This is a genomic window from Clostridium algidicarnis DSM 15099, from assembly GCF_002934235.1.
GTDB lineage: Bacteria > Bacillota > Clostridia > Clostridiales > Clostridiaceae > Clostridium_L > Clostridium_L algidicarnis.
On sequence record NZ_PTIS01000001.1, the window covers coordinates 267,179 to 282,666 of the forward strand.

Consider the following 15,488-nt stretch of genomic DNA (forward strand, 5'->3'; position numbering starts at 1 on the left):
ACTATATATGCATAGTTATACAAAAAATTAAGGTAAGTGAATATTAATATGGATTTATGCGATAATACATAGTATATTAAGAAAAACAACTCTAGTATGGAATAGCATAATAAAGTATATACTATATAGCAAGATGTTAGCACGAATAAATTGAATATTTTGAAAGCTACCATTTTATATGAGCTTTTAAGGGGTAATTTTGATTTTAACTAAAACTTGTTATAGCTTATAATGTAATATGTATAATGCAATAAATATATGGAGGTGTACAAGTTGTCTCAAAGTATAAACATAACTTCTGAAATAGGTGAATTAAAGAAAGTAATGTTGCATAGACCTGGAAAGGAAATAGAAAACCTTGTACCAGAATACCTTGATAGATTACTTTTTGACGATATACCTTATCTTAAAGAAGCACAAAAAGAACATGATGGATTTGCAAACATTTTAAAAGAAAATGGTGTAAAAGTATATTATTTAGAAGAATTATTAGCAGATTCATTAAAAGATCAAAAAGTGAAAGAAGAATTTTTGTCGAAATTTTTAAAGGAAAGTAATATAACTTCAAATCAAATTAAAGAATCTTTAAAAGAATACCTACTTTGTATGGATACAAAAGAAATGGTAGATAAATTAATAGCTGGAGTTAGAAAAGATGAAATAAGAATTGCTAAACCCTCTTCTTTGGTGGAACTAATAGATAATAAATATCCTTTTTATTTAGATCCAATGCCAAATGCATATTTTACTAGAGATCCATCTACATCAATTGGAAGGGGCTTAAGTATTAATCATATGCATACATTAGCAAGGGGTAGAGAAAGTTTATTTTCAAAATATATTTATGAAAATCATAATTCAATTAAAAAGGAGGATATTCCACTTTGGTATAACGAAGATATACCTTACAGTTTAGAAGGTGGAGATCAGCTTGTGTTATCAAAAAAGGTTCTTGCAATAGGATGTAGTGAAAGAACATCACCAAAAGCTATAGAGATTTTAGCAGATAACTTATTGAATGGTGAGTCAGGTTTTGAAACAGTATTAGTTTTAGAAATACCTTCTTGCAGGGCATTTATGCACTTAGATACTGTATTTACTATGGTAGATTATGACAAGTTTACAATTCACCCTGAAATAGAAGGCCCACTTAATATTTATGAAATAACAAAAGATAAGGACAAAAATTTGTTGTTTAAAGCACATAAAGAAGATTTAAATCTAGTTTTAAAAAGGGTTCTTAAACTACCATCAGTAGACCTTATAAGATGTGGTGGAGGAGATATTATTTCAGCAGCTAGAGAACAGTGGAATGATGGATCTAACACTTTAGCTATAGCTCCAGGAAAAGTTATTACTTATGAGAGAAACTATGTGACAAACGAGCTACTTGATAAAAACAATATAAAAGTATTAACTATGAAAAGTTCTGAACTTTCAAGAGGCAGAGGTGGCCCAAGATGCATGAGTATGCCTATATGGAGAGAAAATGTATAATATAAAAATAACATATATGGAGGTATTAAAATGGCTGTTAATTTAAAAGGTAAAAGTTTTTTAACATTATTGGATTTCACACCACTAGAAATAAGGTATTTATTAGATTTATCTAAGGACTTAAAGTCTAAAAAAAGAGCAGGTATTCATGGTAAATTACTAGAAGGAAAAAATATAGTGTTACTTTTTGATAAGACATCTACTAGAACTAGATGTGCTTTTGAAGTCGCTGCACTTGATGAAGGTGCTCATGTTACATTTTTAAGTAATTCTCAAATGGGTAAAAAAGAGTCTATTGAAGATACTGCAAAGGTTCTTGGAAGATTCTATGATGGTATGGAATTTAGGGGATATGAGCAAGAAACAGTGGAACTTTTAGCTAAGCACTCAGGAGTTCCTGTGTGGAATGGACTTACAGATGGTGATCATCCAACTCAAGTTTTAGCAGACCTTTTGACTATAGAAGAGCATATAAGCAAACCTTTAAACAAAGTTAAAATGGTTTTTGTTGGTGATGCAAGAAATAACATGGGATATGCTTTAATGTACGGATGTGCAAAAATGGGAATGAAATATATGGCTTTAGCTCCAAAAGAATTATGGCCAGATGAGAGCATAGTAGAAAAGTGTAAATTAATTGGAGAAACTACTGGTGCAACTATAGAACTTACAGATGATGTAAAAGATATAAAGGGCGCAGATGTTATTTATACAGATATATGGGTATCTATGGGAGAAGAAGATAAGTTACAAGAAAGAGTTAAGCTATTAACTCCTTACAAAGTTGATATGGATATGTTAAGAACAACAGAAAATGATGATGTTATATTTATGCATTGTCTTCCTTCATTCCACGACTTTGAAACTAAGGTTGCAAAAGAAACTAAAGAAAATAATAATCTTGATATTAGAGAAGTTACAGATGAAGTATTTAGAAGTAAGCATTCAGTAGTCTTTGATGAGGCTGAAAATAGAATGCATACAATAAAGGCAGTTATGGTATCTACATTGTAATTTTACATTAAAAATTAAACAATAATAATTAAGGGAGTCTAATTTTAAAATTAGCTCCTTTAATTATTATAAAGAAGACGTAAGAGCTTATAAAAATGATATAATTATTATGTGTAAAATAAGATTGCAAGGAGAGATGGATAAATGAGTAAAATAGTTATTGCTTTAGGAGGAAATGCCCTTCAAGCAAATCCCAAGGATACTTCTGCAAATAGTCAATTAAATACAGCAAAAGATACAGCAAAATATTTGGTAGATTTAGTAGAGGAAGGTCATAATATTATAATAGCTCATGGAAATGGACCACAGGTTGGTCAAATAGTTTCTACCTATGAGTCTTCAAGTAGCAATGTGATGATGCCTTTTCCAGAGTGTGGTGCTATGAGCCAAGGATACATAGGATACCATCTTCAACAAGCTATAAAAATTGAATTAATGAAAAGAAATATAAATAAAGATGTAGTTACATTAATTACGGAAGTTGTAGTTGATGAAAAAGATGAAAATTTTAATAATCCATCTAAACCAATAGGTTCATTTTTTACAAAAGAAGAAGCAGAAAAGATTAGTGATGAAAAAGGATATGTATTTAAAGAAGATGCTGGTAGGGGATGGAGAAGGGTTGTGGCATCACCTTTACCTGTTAGAATAGTGGAGGAAAACTCTATAAAAGCTCTAGTAGATGCAGGCCATATTGTAATCACTGTAGGCGGTGGGGGTATACCTGTAATAGAAAAGGATGAATATCTTAAAGGCGTAGACGCTGTAATAGATAAAGATTTTGCATCAGAAAAATTAGCGGAAATATTAGATGCAGATAAACTGCTTATTTTAACAGCAGTAGAAAAGGTTTATATAAATTACGGAAAACCAGAAGAAAAGTCTTTAGACAAAGTAACTGTGGAATTAATGGATAAATATATGGAGGAAGGTCATTTTGCACCAGGGTCTATGTTGCCAAAAGTTAAGGCAGCTATAAAGTTTGCGGCATCTAAGGAAGATAGAGAAACTGTAATAACATCATTAGATAAAGTAAAAGAAGGTTTAGAGGGTATTACAGGCACATCTATAAGTTTATAATTAATTTAATAAAATATTTTAAGTTAAAATATAATTAATATAAAATCAGTATATAAAAATTATTTTGTAAAAAGAGATAAAAGGATATCCTAGATACGTAGGATATCCTTTTATTTTTATGGTAAAATAAATATAAAAGAATATGAATTATTATATTGAAAGAGTGATTAATATGAGGAAACCTTTAGCAGATAAATTAAGACCTAATGAACTAAATGAGGTAGTGGGTCAAAAACATATATTAGGTAATGGAAAGATCTTAGATAGAATTTTAAAAAGTGGACGTATTACTAATATGATATTTTATGGACCACCAGGGGTAGGTAAGACTACTGTTGCTAATATAATTGCAAAAAAAAGCAATAAAACATTTTATAAGCTTAATGCAACAAATTCTAGCTTGAAGGATATTCAACAAATTGTAAGTACTCTAGATACTTTTGAAGGTATAAATGGAATACTTCTTTATTTAGATGAGATACAAAACTTTAATAAAAAACAACAACAATCTTTACTTGAATTTATCGAAGATGGTCGGATTACGCTTATATCTAGTACTACAGAAAATCCTTATCATTATATATTTAAAGCTATTTTAAGCAGATCCACTATATTTGAATTTAAACCTGTAGAAAAAGGAGATATGAAAATTGCTATAGACAGGGTTATAGAAATAATAAATAAGGAAGAAGAAAATATAAACGTAGAGTTAGAAGATGAGGCAAAAGAATATATTGTAGATGCTTCTAATGGAGATGTGAGAAAAGCTATAAATGCTTTAGAAATTGGAATATATTCAACTCCACCAAATGAAAAATATAGTGTGATTATAGATTTAAATATTGCAAAAGATAGCACTCAGACTAAGGTTATAGCCTACGATATGTTAGGCGACAACCATTATGATATTTTAAGTGCTTTTCAAAAGTCCATAAGAGGAAGTGATGTAGATGCTGCACTTCATTACTTAGCAAGATTAATTAAAGCTGGTGATTTGATATCTATATGTAGAAGAATATTGGTTATAGCAAGTGAAGATATAGGTCTTGCATATCCTAATGCAATTGCCATGGTTAAAAGCTGCGTGGATTGCTCTATGATGTTAGGCTTCCCAGAAGCAAGGATACCCTTAGCACAGGCTGTTATATTATTAGCTACGTCTCCTAAATCTAATTCTGTAGTAGTTGCTATAGATAGAGCACTTGATGATTTAGAAAAAAGGGAAGTTGGAGATATTCCAATTCATATAAAAGATGCTCACTATAGTGGAGCTAAAAATTTAAATAGGGGAGTGGAATATAAATATCCACATAATTATAAAAACAATTATGTGCAACAACAATACTTACCAAATAATATTAAAGATAGTGTTTATTATGAATATGGGAATAATAAAATGGAGAGGACATCTAAAGAATACTGGGATAAGATTAAATAGGTTTAAAAATTAATCAGCATTTAGTATTGAGATATATCATTATTAAAGGATAGTATTATTACAATATGTTTAATTGTATAAAGATAATATTAGAAACATTAATTAATAAATAATCTGAAATTTTACTATCTAAATCATTGTTGACAATTCTAGTCGGATTTGATAAAATTATCATGAAAACCAAGTGAAACACTCAACATTAATAGGAGTGATTAATATGAAACTATCTACCAAAGGCAGATATGGTGTAAAGGCAATGCTTGATTTAGCTGTAAATTGTGATGAAACACCTATCTCGATTAAAAGTATATCAGAAAGACAAAATATATCAGAGTATTATCTTGAACAGTTATTTTCTCCTCTTAGAAAAGCAAATATAATAAAGAGCGTAAGAGGTGCAAAGGGTGGATACATTTTAAATAGAAAACCGGAAGAGATAACTGTTGCAGATATTATAGAAGTTTTAGAAGGACCTATAGAAATTTCAGATTGCGTTGAAGGTACTCATTGTAATAACATGGATTGCTGTGCTACAAGACTTCTTTGGGCTAAAGTAAAAAATAGCATAGACAGTGTTATGCAATCTGTTACTTTAAAAGATATGGTAGATGACTATAATAGAATACAGTCTTCAAGCCAAGAAATTAAAATTGAAAAGTAAGGGGCTGGTAATATGCAAAAGGTAGTATATATGGACTATGCTGCAACTACGTATACAAAAAAAGAGGTGTTAGATGAAATGATACCTTATTTTGGCGAACATTATGGAAATCCTTCATCGGTATATTCCATATCAAGAGACACAAGAAAGGTTATAGATTCAAGTAGAGATAAGGTAGCCAAGGCTATAAATGCCGATAGAAATGAAATATTTTTTACAGGTGGTGGAACTGAGGCAGATAATTTCGCTATAAAAGGATTTGCATTTGCTAATTTTAATAAGGGTAACCATATAATAACAAGCAAAATAGAACATCATGCTGTACTACATTCCTGCGAATATTTAGAAAAACACGGTTTTGAAATTACATATTTAGATGTGGATGAAGAAGGATTTATAAATTTAGAACAGTTAAAATCTGCTATAAAGGATAATACTATATTAGTTTCAATAATGTTTGCTAATAATGAAATTGGAACAATACAGCCTATAAAAGAAATAGGACAAATCTGTAGAGATAAAAATGTTGTATTTCATACTGATGCAGTTCAAGCTGTAGGACATATACCGATAGATGTTAAAGAAATGAATATAGATATGTTGTCTCTTGCAGCACATAAATTTTATGGACCTAAGGGTGTAGGTGCTTTGTATATTAAAAAAGGAATTAAAATTGATAATTTAATTCATGGCGGAGCTCAAGAAAGAGGTAAGAGGGCAGGGACAGAAAATATAGCAGGTATAGTAGGGCTTAGTAAGGCTTTGGAGATGTCAGTAAATGAAATGGATAAAAGCAGTAAAAGACTTACAATATTAAGAGATAAGATTATAACTGGGCTTATGGAAATACCTCACACTAAATTAAATGGACCTATAAGCGAAAATAGATTACCAGGAAACGTTAATGTATGTTTTAGATTCATAGAAGGTGAAGGTATATTATTATCCTTAGATGATAAGAATATTTGTGCATCTAGCGGTAGTGCCTGTACTTCGGGGGCCCTTGATCCATCGCATGTCCTCTTAGCTATAGGTCTTAATCATGAAAGAGCACATGGTTCATTAAGATTATCTATAGGTGATGGAAACACAGAAGAAGAAGTAGATTATTTATTATCTGTGGTACCTGAAATAATAGATAGACTCAGAAATATGTCACCTTTATGGCATGATTTTATTAAAAAGGGGGAATTTTAATATGTATAGCGATATGGTAATGGATCATTTTAGAAATCCAAGAAATGTAGGGGAAATAGCCGATGCAAATGGTATTGGTGAAGTTGGAAATGCTAAATGTGGAGATATAATGAAGATATATATGAAGGTTGAAGATAATATAGTAATAGATGTTAAGTTTATGACTTTTGGATGTGGATCAGCTATAGCATCATCAAGTATGGCAACTGAACTTATAAAGGGAAAGTCTTTAGAAGAAGCATGGGAATTAACTAATAAAGCGGTTGCAGAAGCGTTAGATGGTCTACCAGCCATTAAGATGCATTGTTCAGTTTTAGCAGAAGAGGCAATTCATAAAGCTATAAACAATTATAGAGAATCCATTGGGCTTAAACCATGGGATTACAAAGAACATAACCATGATGAATTACATAGCGAAGTTCATGGAGAATAGATATTAAATATATAAAAATAATACCCGAACTCGGGTATTATTTTTGCGTTATTAGGCAAAATATATATATGTATAAGTTAGGAGTAATAAGAAAGGTTATTTAAAAGATAGGATGATTATAGTATGTGGAGATATAAAGATATAATTTTTAAAAAGGTTATAGATAAAGATGGTAAGAATATGGGTGAAGTTAAAGATGTCTTAATTAACTTTTCAAAAGCTAAAGTTACAGGATTTAAAGTATCCTCCCCATCTTTAATGGCAAAGGATATAAATATTTCTATTAAGGATATAATATACATAAATGAAAGAATAATAGCGAAGGGTAAATGTAAAGATAGGTTCTTAGAATTTAATAGTATAAGACACTTAGAAGTTATAGATAAGGATGACAATATAGTAGGCTTTTTAGAAGATATAATAATAGACCCAGAAGATTACACTATAAAGGCAATGGTAATATGTGAAGGCTTTTTATACAAGTTATTTAGCCATAAAAAGATAATATCACCAAGAAACCTTATACTAGGTGAGGATAATATAATTATTTATGAAAGGGAAGGAATAGAATTTATGAACTTACCAAATAAAAGGTTATGGTAAGCTCTATTATTGAGGTAAAAATATGAAGGTTTTAAATAAAAAGATAAAATACTTAGTTATATTTATAGTCTTGTTATTACTATTTTATATTTTATTTTCTATTGATATAGTTAGAAAATTAGGTGGTATAGCTATATTTTCATTTATGCTAGCCTATAGCCTAAAACCAGTTCATAAAAAGGTTATGCAACTTGGAATAAACAAAAAGATTTCTGCAATATTTGTTATAAGCTTTTTTTTAGTGTTATTTATATTTTCATTTATTACAATAATCCCTATAATAATTAGAGAAAGTAAGAACCTATATCCAAGGTTAGAGTATATGGATAGTTTTATAAGTAATATATATGGAAAACTAAAGTTATCTAACAATAAAACCCTAATGATATTAGAAGAATTAATAGGAGAAAAAATAAATAGATATGTAGTTGATATTTCAAGTAATACGGTAGAAAGAATAATAGAAATTGGAGAAAACTCTTTAGGCTATGCTGTGGTTCCTGTTTTATCTTATTATTTTTTAATAGATGAAGAAATTATATTAGAGAAACTTCTTATGATTTTTCCAGTTAAAAATAGAAGAGTTGTAACTAACATAGCTAAAGATATAGACGAAATTTTAGGACGATACATAATAAGTCAATTTATACTTTGTTTTGTAATTTGGGCTTTTACATTTATATCATTAATCATTTTTAAAATAGAATTTCCTTTATTATTATCTCTGATAAATGGACTCTTTAATATAATACCTTACTTTGGACCTTTATTTGGAGCTATTCCCATTATAATCATGGCCTTATTTAAGTCTACAGAAAAGGCATTATGGATCACACTATTTTTATATATAATTCAACAAATTGAAGGAGATGTTGTATCCCCTAAAATCATAGGCTACAGCACATCTATGCATCCTATGATAATTATACTATTAATACTAGTAGGAGGCAAACTAGGAGGGCTATTAGGGCTTATTATAGCAGTGCCTATAGGTGTTATTATAAAGGTTGTTTATGAAGATATAAATTACTACTTATTTTAAAAAAATGTTTTTTGAAATATTGACATAAATATAAGTATAATCTATAATCTTCATATAAATAAATATTTTAGCTGTGAAGAGAAAGAGTAGTCTTATTAATTTATGTAGAGAGGAAGTGTCTGGTGGAAACTTCTTAAGTTAAAAGATGAAAGCTATCTCAGAGCTAAATATTAAAGAGATGCATTTAATATGCATAATTAGGGTGGTACCGCGGAAGTGTAACTTTCGTCCCTGTCTGGGATGAGAGTTTTTTTTGTTTCAATTTTATAAAATTTATATTAGGAGGCATATGTATATGAAATATATGAGTTTGAATGAGTTAAGAGAAACGTATTTGAAGTTTTTTGAGGCTAAAAACCATTTAGTAATAGAAAGTTTTCCACTAGTTCCAAAAGAAGATAAGAGCTTATTACTTATAAATGCAGGTATGGCGCCATTAAAACCTTATTTTACAGGAATTAAAACTCCTCCAAGTAAAAGGGTAACAACCTGTCAAAAGTGTATTAGAACAGGAGATATAGACAATGTAGGTAAGACATCAAGGCATGCTACTTTTTTTGAGATGTTAGGTAACTTTTCCTTCGGGGATTACTTTAAAGATGAAATAATACCATGGTCTTGGGAGTTTGTTACTAAGGTTTTAGATATACCAAAAGATAAATTATATGTAACTATTTATTTAGAAGATGATGAAGCTTTTGATATCTGGGTAAATAAAACAGATATAGATTCAAGCCGAATATTTAGATTAGGAAAAGAAGATAATTTCTGGGAGATAGGCCAAGGACCTTGTGGACCATCTTCAGAGATACATTTTGATAGAGGCGAAGGTGAAATAAAAACTAATGAGGATTTTATTAAGGCTTCAGAAAATGATAGAATAGTGGAATTCTGGAATCTTGTATTTACTCAATTTAATAAAGATGAAAATGGCGTATATAATAAGTTAGACCATCCTAATATTGATACAGGTATGGGACTTGAAAGAATCGCTACAATTATGCAAGAAACAGAAAGTATATTTGAAATTGATAGTATAAAGGATATATTATTGGAAGTAGCAAAGATATCAAAAGTTACTTATGGAAAAGATAAAAACATGGATATATCCTTAAGAATAGTTGCAGATCATGCTAAAAGTGTGGCTTTTTTAATAGCAGACGGCGTTCTACCTTCTAATGAAGGTAGAGGTTATGTATTAAGAAGACTTCTTAGAAGAGCTGCAAGACATGGAAGACTTTTAGGGATAAAAAGAACATTTATTAATGATATAGTTGAAAAGGTAATAGAAAATTATGGCGGAGCATATAAAGAATTAATAGATAAAAAAGATTATATAAATAAGGTCATACTACTAGAAGAAGAAAGATTTAATGAAACAATTGATGCTGGTATAGACATATTAAAAGAATATATAGAAGAATTCCAAAAGGAAGGCAAAGCTTCTTTAGAAGGAATTAAGGCTTTTAAACTTTATGATACCTTTGGATTTCCATTAGAATTAACTGAAGAAATATTGAATGAAAAAGGTCTAACGGTAGATACAGAAGGGTTCAATAAAGAAATGGAGCTTCAAAGAAAAAGGGCAAGAGGGGCTAGAAATGAAACAAACTATATGGGAAGTAATAGTGGTATACTAGAGAATATAGATAAAAATTTAACTTCTAATTTTGTAGGATACAAAAGCATTAAAGATTGTTCTAAGGTACTTCTTTTAATAAAGGGAGAAGAAAATGTATCTACTTTAAAAGCTGGAGAAAGTGGCATTATATTAGTAGAAAGCACACCCTTTTATGCAGAAATGGGTGGCCAGGTAGGAGACCAAGGAATAATTGAAAATAGCTTGTTTAAGGCAGAGGTTTACGATTGTAAAAAGAACATCTCAGGAAAAATAATGCATTTTGTTAATGTTATTAATGGAGAAGTATCCATAAATGATGAGGTGAAGTTAGTATTAAATAATAAAAGAAGAAAAGCAATTTGTAGAAACCATACAGCTACTCATTTATTACATGAAGCTTTAAAAAGAGTTTTAGGAGAGCATATTGCACAGTCTGGATCTTACGTAGATGAGGATAAATTAAGATTTGATTTTACTCATTTTTCAGCAGTTACATCCAAACAAATAAAAGAAGTAGAGATGCTTGTTAATGAAAAGATAATGGAAGCATTCCCTGTAACTACAGAGGAGATGACTATAGACGAGGCTAAAGATACTGGAGCTATAGCTCTATTTGAAGATAAATATAAAGAAAATGTAAGGGTTGTATCTATAGAATCATTTAGTAAAGAACTTTGTGGAGGAACACATGTTAATAATTCTGGAGAAATAGGGCTGTTTAAAATTTTATCTGAATCAGGGGTAGCTTCAGGAATAAGAAGAATAGAGGCTATAACTGGATTTAAGTCTATAGACTATCTTGAAAATAAGGAAATGCTAATAAAAGAAAGTTCTTCAATTTTAAAATGTTCAGAAAAGGATCTTATAGTTAAAATTAACAGTAATATTGAAGAGTTAAAGGATAAAGAAAAAGAAATTTATCAGTTAAAATCTGAACTTGCAAAAGGATTAGAAGATGAAATGTTAAGTGATGTAAAAGATGTTCTTGGATTTAAGATAATAACATCGGAGCTTCACAATATGGATTCAAATGAGTTAAGAGAGATTGCAGATAAATTAAGAAATAAAATTGAAAATAGTTTAGTGGTTCTTGCTAGTAGTAAAGAAAATAAAGTTAGTTTAGTAGCTATGGCATCAAAGGATGCAGTATCAAAAGGCGTACATTGTGGCAAGATAATAAAGAAAGCTGCAACTATAGCTGGCGGAGGCGGAGGCGGTAGGCCTGATATGGCAGAAGCCGGTGGTAAGAATACTGAAAAAATTAAAGAAGCCTTAGAAAGTGTAGAAGAAACACTTAAAGAATTAATAAAATAAAATTATTTTGAATTGTAAATATATATAAACTTGTTACAAAAAGTTTATTATATTTCAAACTCATAATTTATATAGTGTACAATTTTGGTATTTTGATTTATAATATAAATATGAGCATCGAGGATTTGAATAAGTGTAGATGTAAAGATAAATAATATAGATGGAGATATCATTCTTACATTTAATTCATAATGTGTAAGGGGGTGAAGCTGCTCTAAACTTTTAGTTTTTTTGCAGCAAAAATATGAGTAATAATGAAAATACTATGCAGTTTGATTTTGATAGAGATAAACAGGCTTTAACTAAAAAGATCCTTACAGAGGTTTTTGATTCTTTGCAAGAAAAGGGATATAATCCTGTAAATCAATTAGTAGGCTATTTAATTTCTGGAGATCCAACTTATATAACAAATTATAATGGTGCGAGGGCTTTAGTAAGAAAGCTTGAAAGAGATGAAATACTTGAAGAAGTTTTAAAATCTTATTTAGGTATAAAATAATAAGTGCCCTTTGGGGCACTTATTATTTTAATATTTTAAAAGGGGACAATTTATGCGGATATTAGGACTTGATATGGGAACTAAAACTATTGGGGTGGCTATAAGTGACCCTCTAGGTTATACGGCCCAAGGTATCACTACTATTAGAAGAAAGAACAAAAAAAGTGACTTAGAAGAGCTTAGGACAATATGTGAAGAATATGGAGTAGAAACTATTGTGGTTGGTCTACCTAAAAATATGAATGGAAGCATAGGACCTCAAGGAGAAAGCATTTTAAGCTTTACAGAACATATAAAAAAAGCTTTAAATTTACCTATAGAAATGTGGGATGAGAGACTTACGACTGTTGCTGCTGAAAAGGCAATGCTAGAGGCGGACCTTTCAAGGTCAAAGAGAAAGAAAATAATAGATAAAGTTGCAGCTACATATATACTTCAAGGTTACTTAGATAGAATCTCTAAGTAAAACTTGATAAAAATAGATGTAACTTTTAAAATGATATTAATAAGGGAGAGAATAAAGTGGAAGAAAATACAGATACAGTAGTTCTTAAGGACGAAGAGGGAAATGAAATTGAATTTGAAATAATTACAAAGTTTGATATAGAGGAAAATGAATATTTAATAGTGGCTTCTATGCAGGAAAGTGAAACTGATGCAATTGCTTTGAAGATATTAAAGGATAGTGAAGGAAATGACATTTTAGTTACTGTAGACGATGATGAAGAATTTGAAATAGTAGCTGAAGCCTATAGTGCAATTTTCTCAGAGGATCAGCTTAATTAATTGGTGAAATGGGGTATTTATGATGTCAATTTTAACATCAGCACAAATTAATAAATTAAAAGAAGATCTAAAAGGAAGAGGATATAAGCTAACTCCTCAAAGAAGGGCTATAGTAGATACTATAATCGACAATGAAGGAAGTCATTTAACCGTTGAAGAAATTTATGATGAGGTTAAAAAGATATGTCCTGAGATTGGCTTGGCTACAGTATATAGAACTATAGTTTTACTTGAGGAGCTTGGTATAATATATAAGTTAGATTTAAATGACGGATGTAGCAGATATGAGTTAGTTCATGAGGATGAAACTCATAGACATCATCATTTGATATGTAATAACTGTGGAAAAGTAATAGAAGTTCAAGGGGATCTTTTAGAATCCTTAGAAGAAAAAATTGAAAAAGGATACAAATTTAAAATCAAAGACCACAGTGTAAAGTTTTTTGGTATTTGCGAAGAATGCTATAAAAAGGATCATAAAGACTAGCTGTGGTGTTTAACATAAAAGGAGGAAAGTTGATTTGAAAAAGGAAAAGGAAAAAGTAAAGATAATTCCTCTTGGCGGAGTCAATGAAATCGGTAAGAATTTGACTGTCATAGAATACAAAGAGGACATTATTGTAATTGACTGCGGGTTAAAGTTCCCAGATGAGGATATGTTTGGTATAGACATAGTAATACCGGATGTAACATATCTCATAAAAAATAAGGATAAGGTAAGGGGAATCTTCTTGACCCATGGACACGAAGATCATATAGGTGCACTTCCATATGTGCTTAAACAGTTGAATGTACCTATTTATGGAACTAAGCTTACACTCGGAATAGTAGAAACAAAACTTAAGGAACATGGTCTTTTAAGCACCACAGAACTAATAAGAGTAAGCCCTAAAGATATAATTAAATTGAAAAGTGTATCTGTAGAGTTTATAAAAACTAATCATAGTATAGCTGATTCTGTAGCTATAGCTATCCACACTCCATTAGGAGCTATACTTCATACTGGAGATTTTAAGATAGACTATACACCAATAGATGGAGATGTAGCTGATTTATCTAGATTTGCTGAACTTGGAAGAAAAGGTGTATTGCTTATGCTTGCAGATAGTACAAACGTTGAAAGATCAGGATACACTATGTCAGAAAGTACAGTTGGAGAAACTTTTAAAAATATTTTTTCCACAGCTAAAGGAAGAATTATTGTTGCTACTTTCGCATCAAATGTTCATAGGATTCAACAGATAATAACAGCAGCTTCAAAGTATAATAGAAAAGTAGCTGTTTCAGGTAGAAGCATGGAAAATATAGTTGGTGTAGCTACAGAACTTGGATATCTTAATTTTGAAAAGGATATACTTATAAATATAGACTCCATAAATAAATATCCAAATGATCAATTGGTTATTATAACTACAGGAAGTCAGGGAGAGCCAATGTCGGCATTAACTAGAATGGCTGCATCTGAACATAGAAAAGTAAATATTATAGAAGGGGACATGGTAATTATATCAGCAACACCTATCCCTGGAAATGAAAAATTAGTGTCTAAAGTTATAAATCAATTATTTAAAAAGGGCGCAGAGGTTATATATGAGGCTTTAGCTGATGTTCATGTTTCAGGTCATGCATGTCAAGAAGAACTAAAGCTTATGCATACATTAGTTAAACCTAAGTTTTTTATGCCTGTACATGGCGAATATCGTCATTTAAAGCAACACTTTGAACTGGCATTAAAGCTTGGAACACCAGAGGAAAGAATGTTAATTATGGATATTGGAGATGTAGTAGAAGTTAGTAGAGAAACTATAAGAAAAAATGGAACTGTGCCTTCAGGTCAAGTATTTGTGGATGGACTTGGTGTAGGAGATGTGGGGAATATCGTATTGAGAGATAGAAAGCATTTATCTCAAGATGGTATTTTAACAGTAGTTATCACTATTGAAAAAGAAACAGGCAATGTTATTGCAGGTCCGGATATAATTTCTAGAGGATTTGTATATGTAAGAGAATCTGAAGAACTTATGGAAGAGGCTAGAGAAGTAGTGAAGAAATCTTTAAAAATATGTGAAGAAAAACATTCTACAGATTGGGCTACCATGAAATCTACAATAAAAGAAGGATTAAGAGTTTTCTTATATGAAAAAACAAAAAGAAGACCTATGATACTTCCTATAATAATGGAGATATAGTTAAATTATACAAAAAAATAATTTGTAAAAAAACTTTTTATTTTACATTAAAGTGCATAAGCATTTAATGTGAAACTAAGTATATAAGCCATTTAATAAGGGCAAAATGAAATA

15 protein-coding genes and 1 other annotated feature are annotated in these 15,488 nt (G+C 30.1%); all 15 genes read left to right on the forward strand.

What is annotated here, in order from left to right; genetic code table 11:
• Nucleotides 1-273: 273 nt before the first annotated feature.
• The 15 genes from arcA to BD821_RS01355 all read left to right on the forward strand — a co-directional run bounded on the left by arcA (nucleotide 274) and on the right by BD821_RS01355 (nucleotide 15,374).
• The gene (gene arcA, locus BD821_RS01285) at nucleotides 274-1,497 is read left to right on the forward strand and encodes an arginine deiminase (protein WP_104408964.1); all 1,224 of its coding nucleotides are present in this window, start codon (nucleotides 274-276) and stop codon (nucleotides 1,495-1,497) included.
• Between the two features lie 30 nt (nucleotides 1,498-1,527).
• Nucleotides 1,528-2,511 carry an ornithine carbamoyltransferase gene (gene argF / locus BD821_RS01290; protein ID WP_104408965.1) on the forward strand — a complete coding sequence of 328 codons (984 nt, stop codon included), beginning with the start codon at nucleotides 1,528-1,530 and terminating at the stop codon, nucleotides 2,509-2,511.
• A 144-nt stretch (nucleotides 2,512-2,655) separates the two neighbouring features.
• Nucleotides 2,656-3,591 (forward strand): carbamate kinase, encoded by a 936-nt coding sequence (gene arcC / locus BD821_RS01295; RefSeq protein WP_104408966.1) that lies wholly within the window; start codon nucleotides 2,656-2,658, stop codon nucleotides 3,589-3,591.
• Nucleotides 3,592-3,763: 172 nt separating this feature from the next.
• Complete coding sequence (locus tag BD821_RS01300; protein ID WP_104408967.1) at nucleotides 3,764-5,029, forward strand: replication-associated recombination protein A; 1,266 nt, start codon at nucleotides 3,764-3,766, stop codon at nucleotides 5,027-5,029.
• A 217-nt stretch (nucleotides 5,030-5,246) separates the two neighbouring features.
• A complete protein-coding gene (locus BD821_RS01305) occupies nucleotides 5,247-5,690 on the forward strand; it encodes an RrF2 family transcriptional regulator (protein ID WP_029453362.1) in 444 nt (147 codons plus the stop codon).
• A gap of 12 nt (nucleotides 5,691-5,702) precedes the next feature.
• A complete protein-coding gene (nifS, locus tag BD821_RS01310; RefSeq protein WP_104408968.1) occupies nucleotides 5,703-6,887 on the forward strand; it encodes a cysteine desulfurase NifS in 1,185 nt (394 codons plus the stop codon).
• A 1-nt stretch (nucleotide 6,888) separates the two neighbouring features.
• Nucleotides 6,889-7,320 (forward strand): Fe-S cluster assembly scaffold protein NifU, encoded by a 432-nt coding sequence (nifU, locus tag BD821_RS01315; protein ID WP_104408969.1) that lies wholly within the window; start codon nucleotides 6,889-6,891, stop codon nucleotides 7,318-7,320.
• A gap of 123 nt (nucleotides 7,321-7,443) precedes the next feature.
• A complete protein-coding gene (locus tag BD821_RS01320) occupies nucleotides 7,444-7,923 on the forward strand; it encodes a PRC-barrel domain-containing protein (protein WP_104408970.1) in 480 nt (159 codons plus the stop codon).
• A 22-nt stretch (nucleotides 7,924-7,945) separates the two neighbouring features.
• Complete coding sequence (locus tag BD821_RS01325; RefSeq protein ID WP_029453358.1) at nucleotides 7,946-8,965, forward strand: AI-2E family transporter; 1,020 nt, start codon at nucleotides 7,946-7,948, stop codon at nucleotides 8,963-8,965.
• A gap of 64 nt (nucleotides 8,966-9,029) precedes the next feature.
• Nucleotides 9,030-9,201, forward strand: a binding site (T-box leader).
• A 59-nt stretch (nucleotides 9,202-9,260) separates the two neighbouring features.
• Nucleotides 9,261-11,900: an alanine--tRNA ligase gene (gene alaS / locus BD821_RS01330; protein ID WP_104408971.1), complete on the forward strand. Its 2,640-nt coding sequence runs from the start codon at nucleotides 9,261-9,263 to the stop codon at nucleotides 11,898-11,900.
• Nucleotides 11,901-12,144: 244 nt separating this feature from the next.
• Entirely contained in the window at nucleotides 12,145-12,399 is a 255-nt protein-coding gene (locus BD821_RS01335) for an IreB family regulatory phosphoprotein (protein ID WP_104408972.1), read from the forward strand.
• Nucleotides 12,400-12,451: 52 nt separating this feature from the next.
• Nucleotides 12,452-12,865 carry a Holliday junction resolvase RuvX gene (gene ruvX, locus BD821_RS01340; protein ID WP_104408973.1) on the forward strand — a complete coding sequence of 138 codons (414 nt, stop codon included), beginning with the start codon at nucleotides 12,452-12,454 and terminating at the stop codon, nucleotides 12,863-12,865.
• A 56-nt stretch (nucleotides 12,866-12,921) separates the two neighbouring features.
• Nucleotides 12,922-13,185, forward strand: a complete 264-nt coding sequence (locus BD821_RS01345; protein ID WP_029453354.1) for a DUF1292 domain-containing protein — start codon at nucleotides 12,922-12,924, stop codon at nucleotides 13,183-13,185.
• A 22-nt stretch (nucleotides 13,186-13,207) separates the two neighbouring features.
• Nucleotides 13,208-13,672: a Fur family transcriptional regulator gene (locus BD821_RS01350; RefSeq protein ID WP_029453353.1), complete on the forward strand. Its 465-nt coding sequence runs from the start codon at nucleotides 13,208-13,210 to the stop codon at nucleotides 13,670-13,672.
• 34 nt (nucleotides 13,673-13,706) lie between these two features.
• A complete protein-coding gene (locus BD821_RS01355) occupies nucleotides 13,707-15,374 on the forward strand; it encodes a ribonuclease J (protein WP_029453352.1) in 1,668 nt (555 codons plus the stop codon).
• Nucleotides 15,375-15,488 lie beyond the last annotated feature (114 nt).

Excerpts from the sequence above, each read along its gene's own strand:
- BD821_RS01300 (WP_104408967.1), top strand. The coding sequence starts at position 3,764 with ATGAGGAAACCTTTAGCAGATAAATTAAGACCTAATGAACTAAATGAG.
- ruvX (WP_104408973.1), top strand. The coding sequence starts at position 12,452 with ATGCGGATATTAGGACTTGATATGGGAACTAAAACTATTGGGGTGGCT.
- arcC (WP_104408966.1), top strand. The coding sequence starts at position 2,656 with ATGAGTAAAATAGTTATTGCTTTAGGAGGAAATGCCCTTCAAGCAAAT.
- BD821_RS01350 (WP_029453353.1), top strand. The coding sequence starts at position 13,208 with ATGTCAATTTTAACATCAGCACAAATTAATAAATTAAAAGAAGATCTA.
- alaS (WP_104408971.1), top strand. The coding sequence starts at position 9,261 with ATGAAATATATGAGTTTGAATGAGTTAAGAGAAACGTATTTGAAGTTT.
- nifS (WP_104408968.1), top strand. The coding sequence starts at position 5,703 with ATGCAAAAGGTAGTATATATGGACTATGCTGCAACTACGTATACAAAA.
- BD821_RS01335 (WP_104408972.1), top strand. The coding sequence starts at position 12,145 with ATGAGTAATAATGAAAATACTATGCAGTTTGATTTTGATAGAGATAAA.
- argF (WP_104408965.1), top strand. The coding sequence starts at position 1,528 with ATGGCTGTTAATTTAAAAGGTAAAAGTTTTTTAACATTATTGGATTTC.
- BD821_RS01305 (WP_029453362.1), top strand. The coding sequence starts at position 5,247 with ATGAAACTATCTACCAAAGGCAGATATGGTGTAAAGGCAATGCTTGAT.
- BD821_RS01325 (WP_029453358.1), top strand. The coding sequence starts at position 7,946 with ATGAAGGTTTTAAATAAAAAGATAAAATACTTAGTTATATTTATAGTC.
- BD821_RS01320 (WP_104408970.1), top strand. The coding sequence starts at position 7,444 with ATGTGGAGATATAAAGATATAATTTTTAAAAAGGTTATAGATAAAGAT.
- nifU (WP_104408969.1), top strand. The coding sequence starts at position 6,889 with ATGTATAGCGATATGGTAATGGATCATTTTAGAAATCCAAGAAATGTA.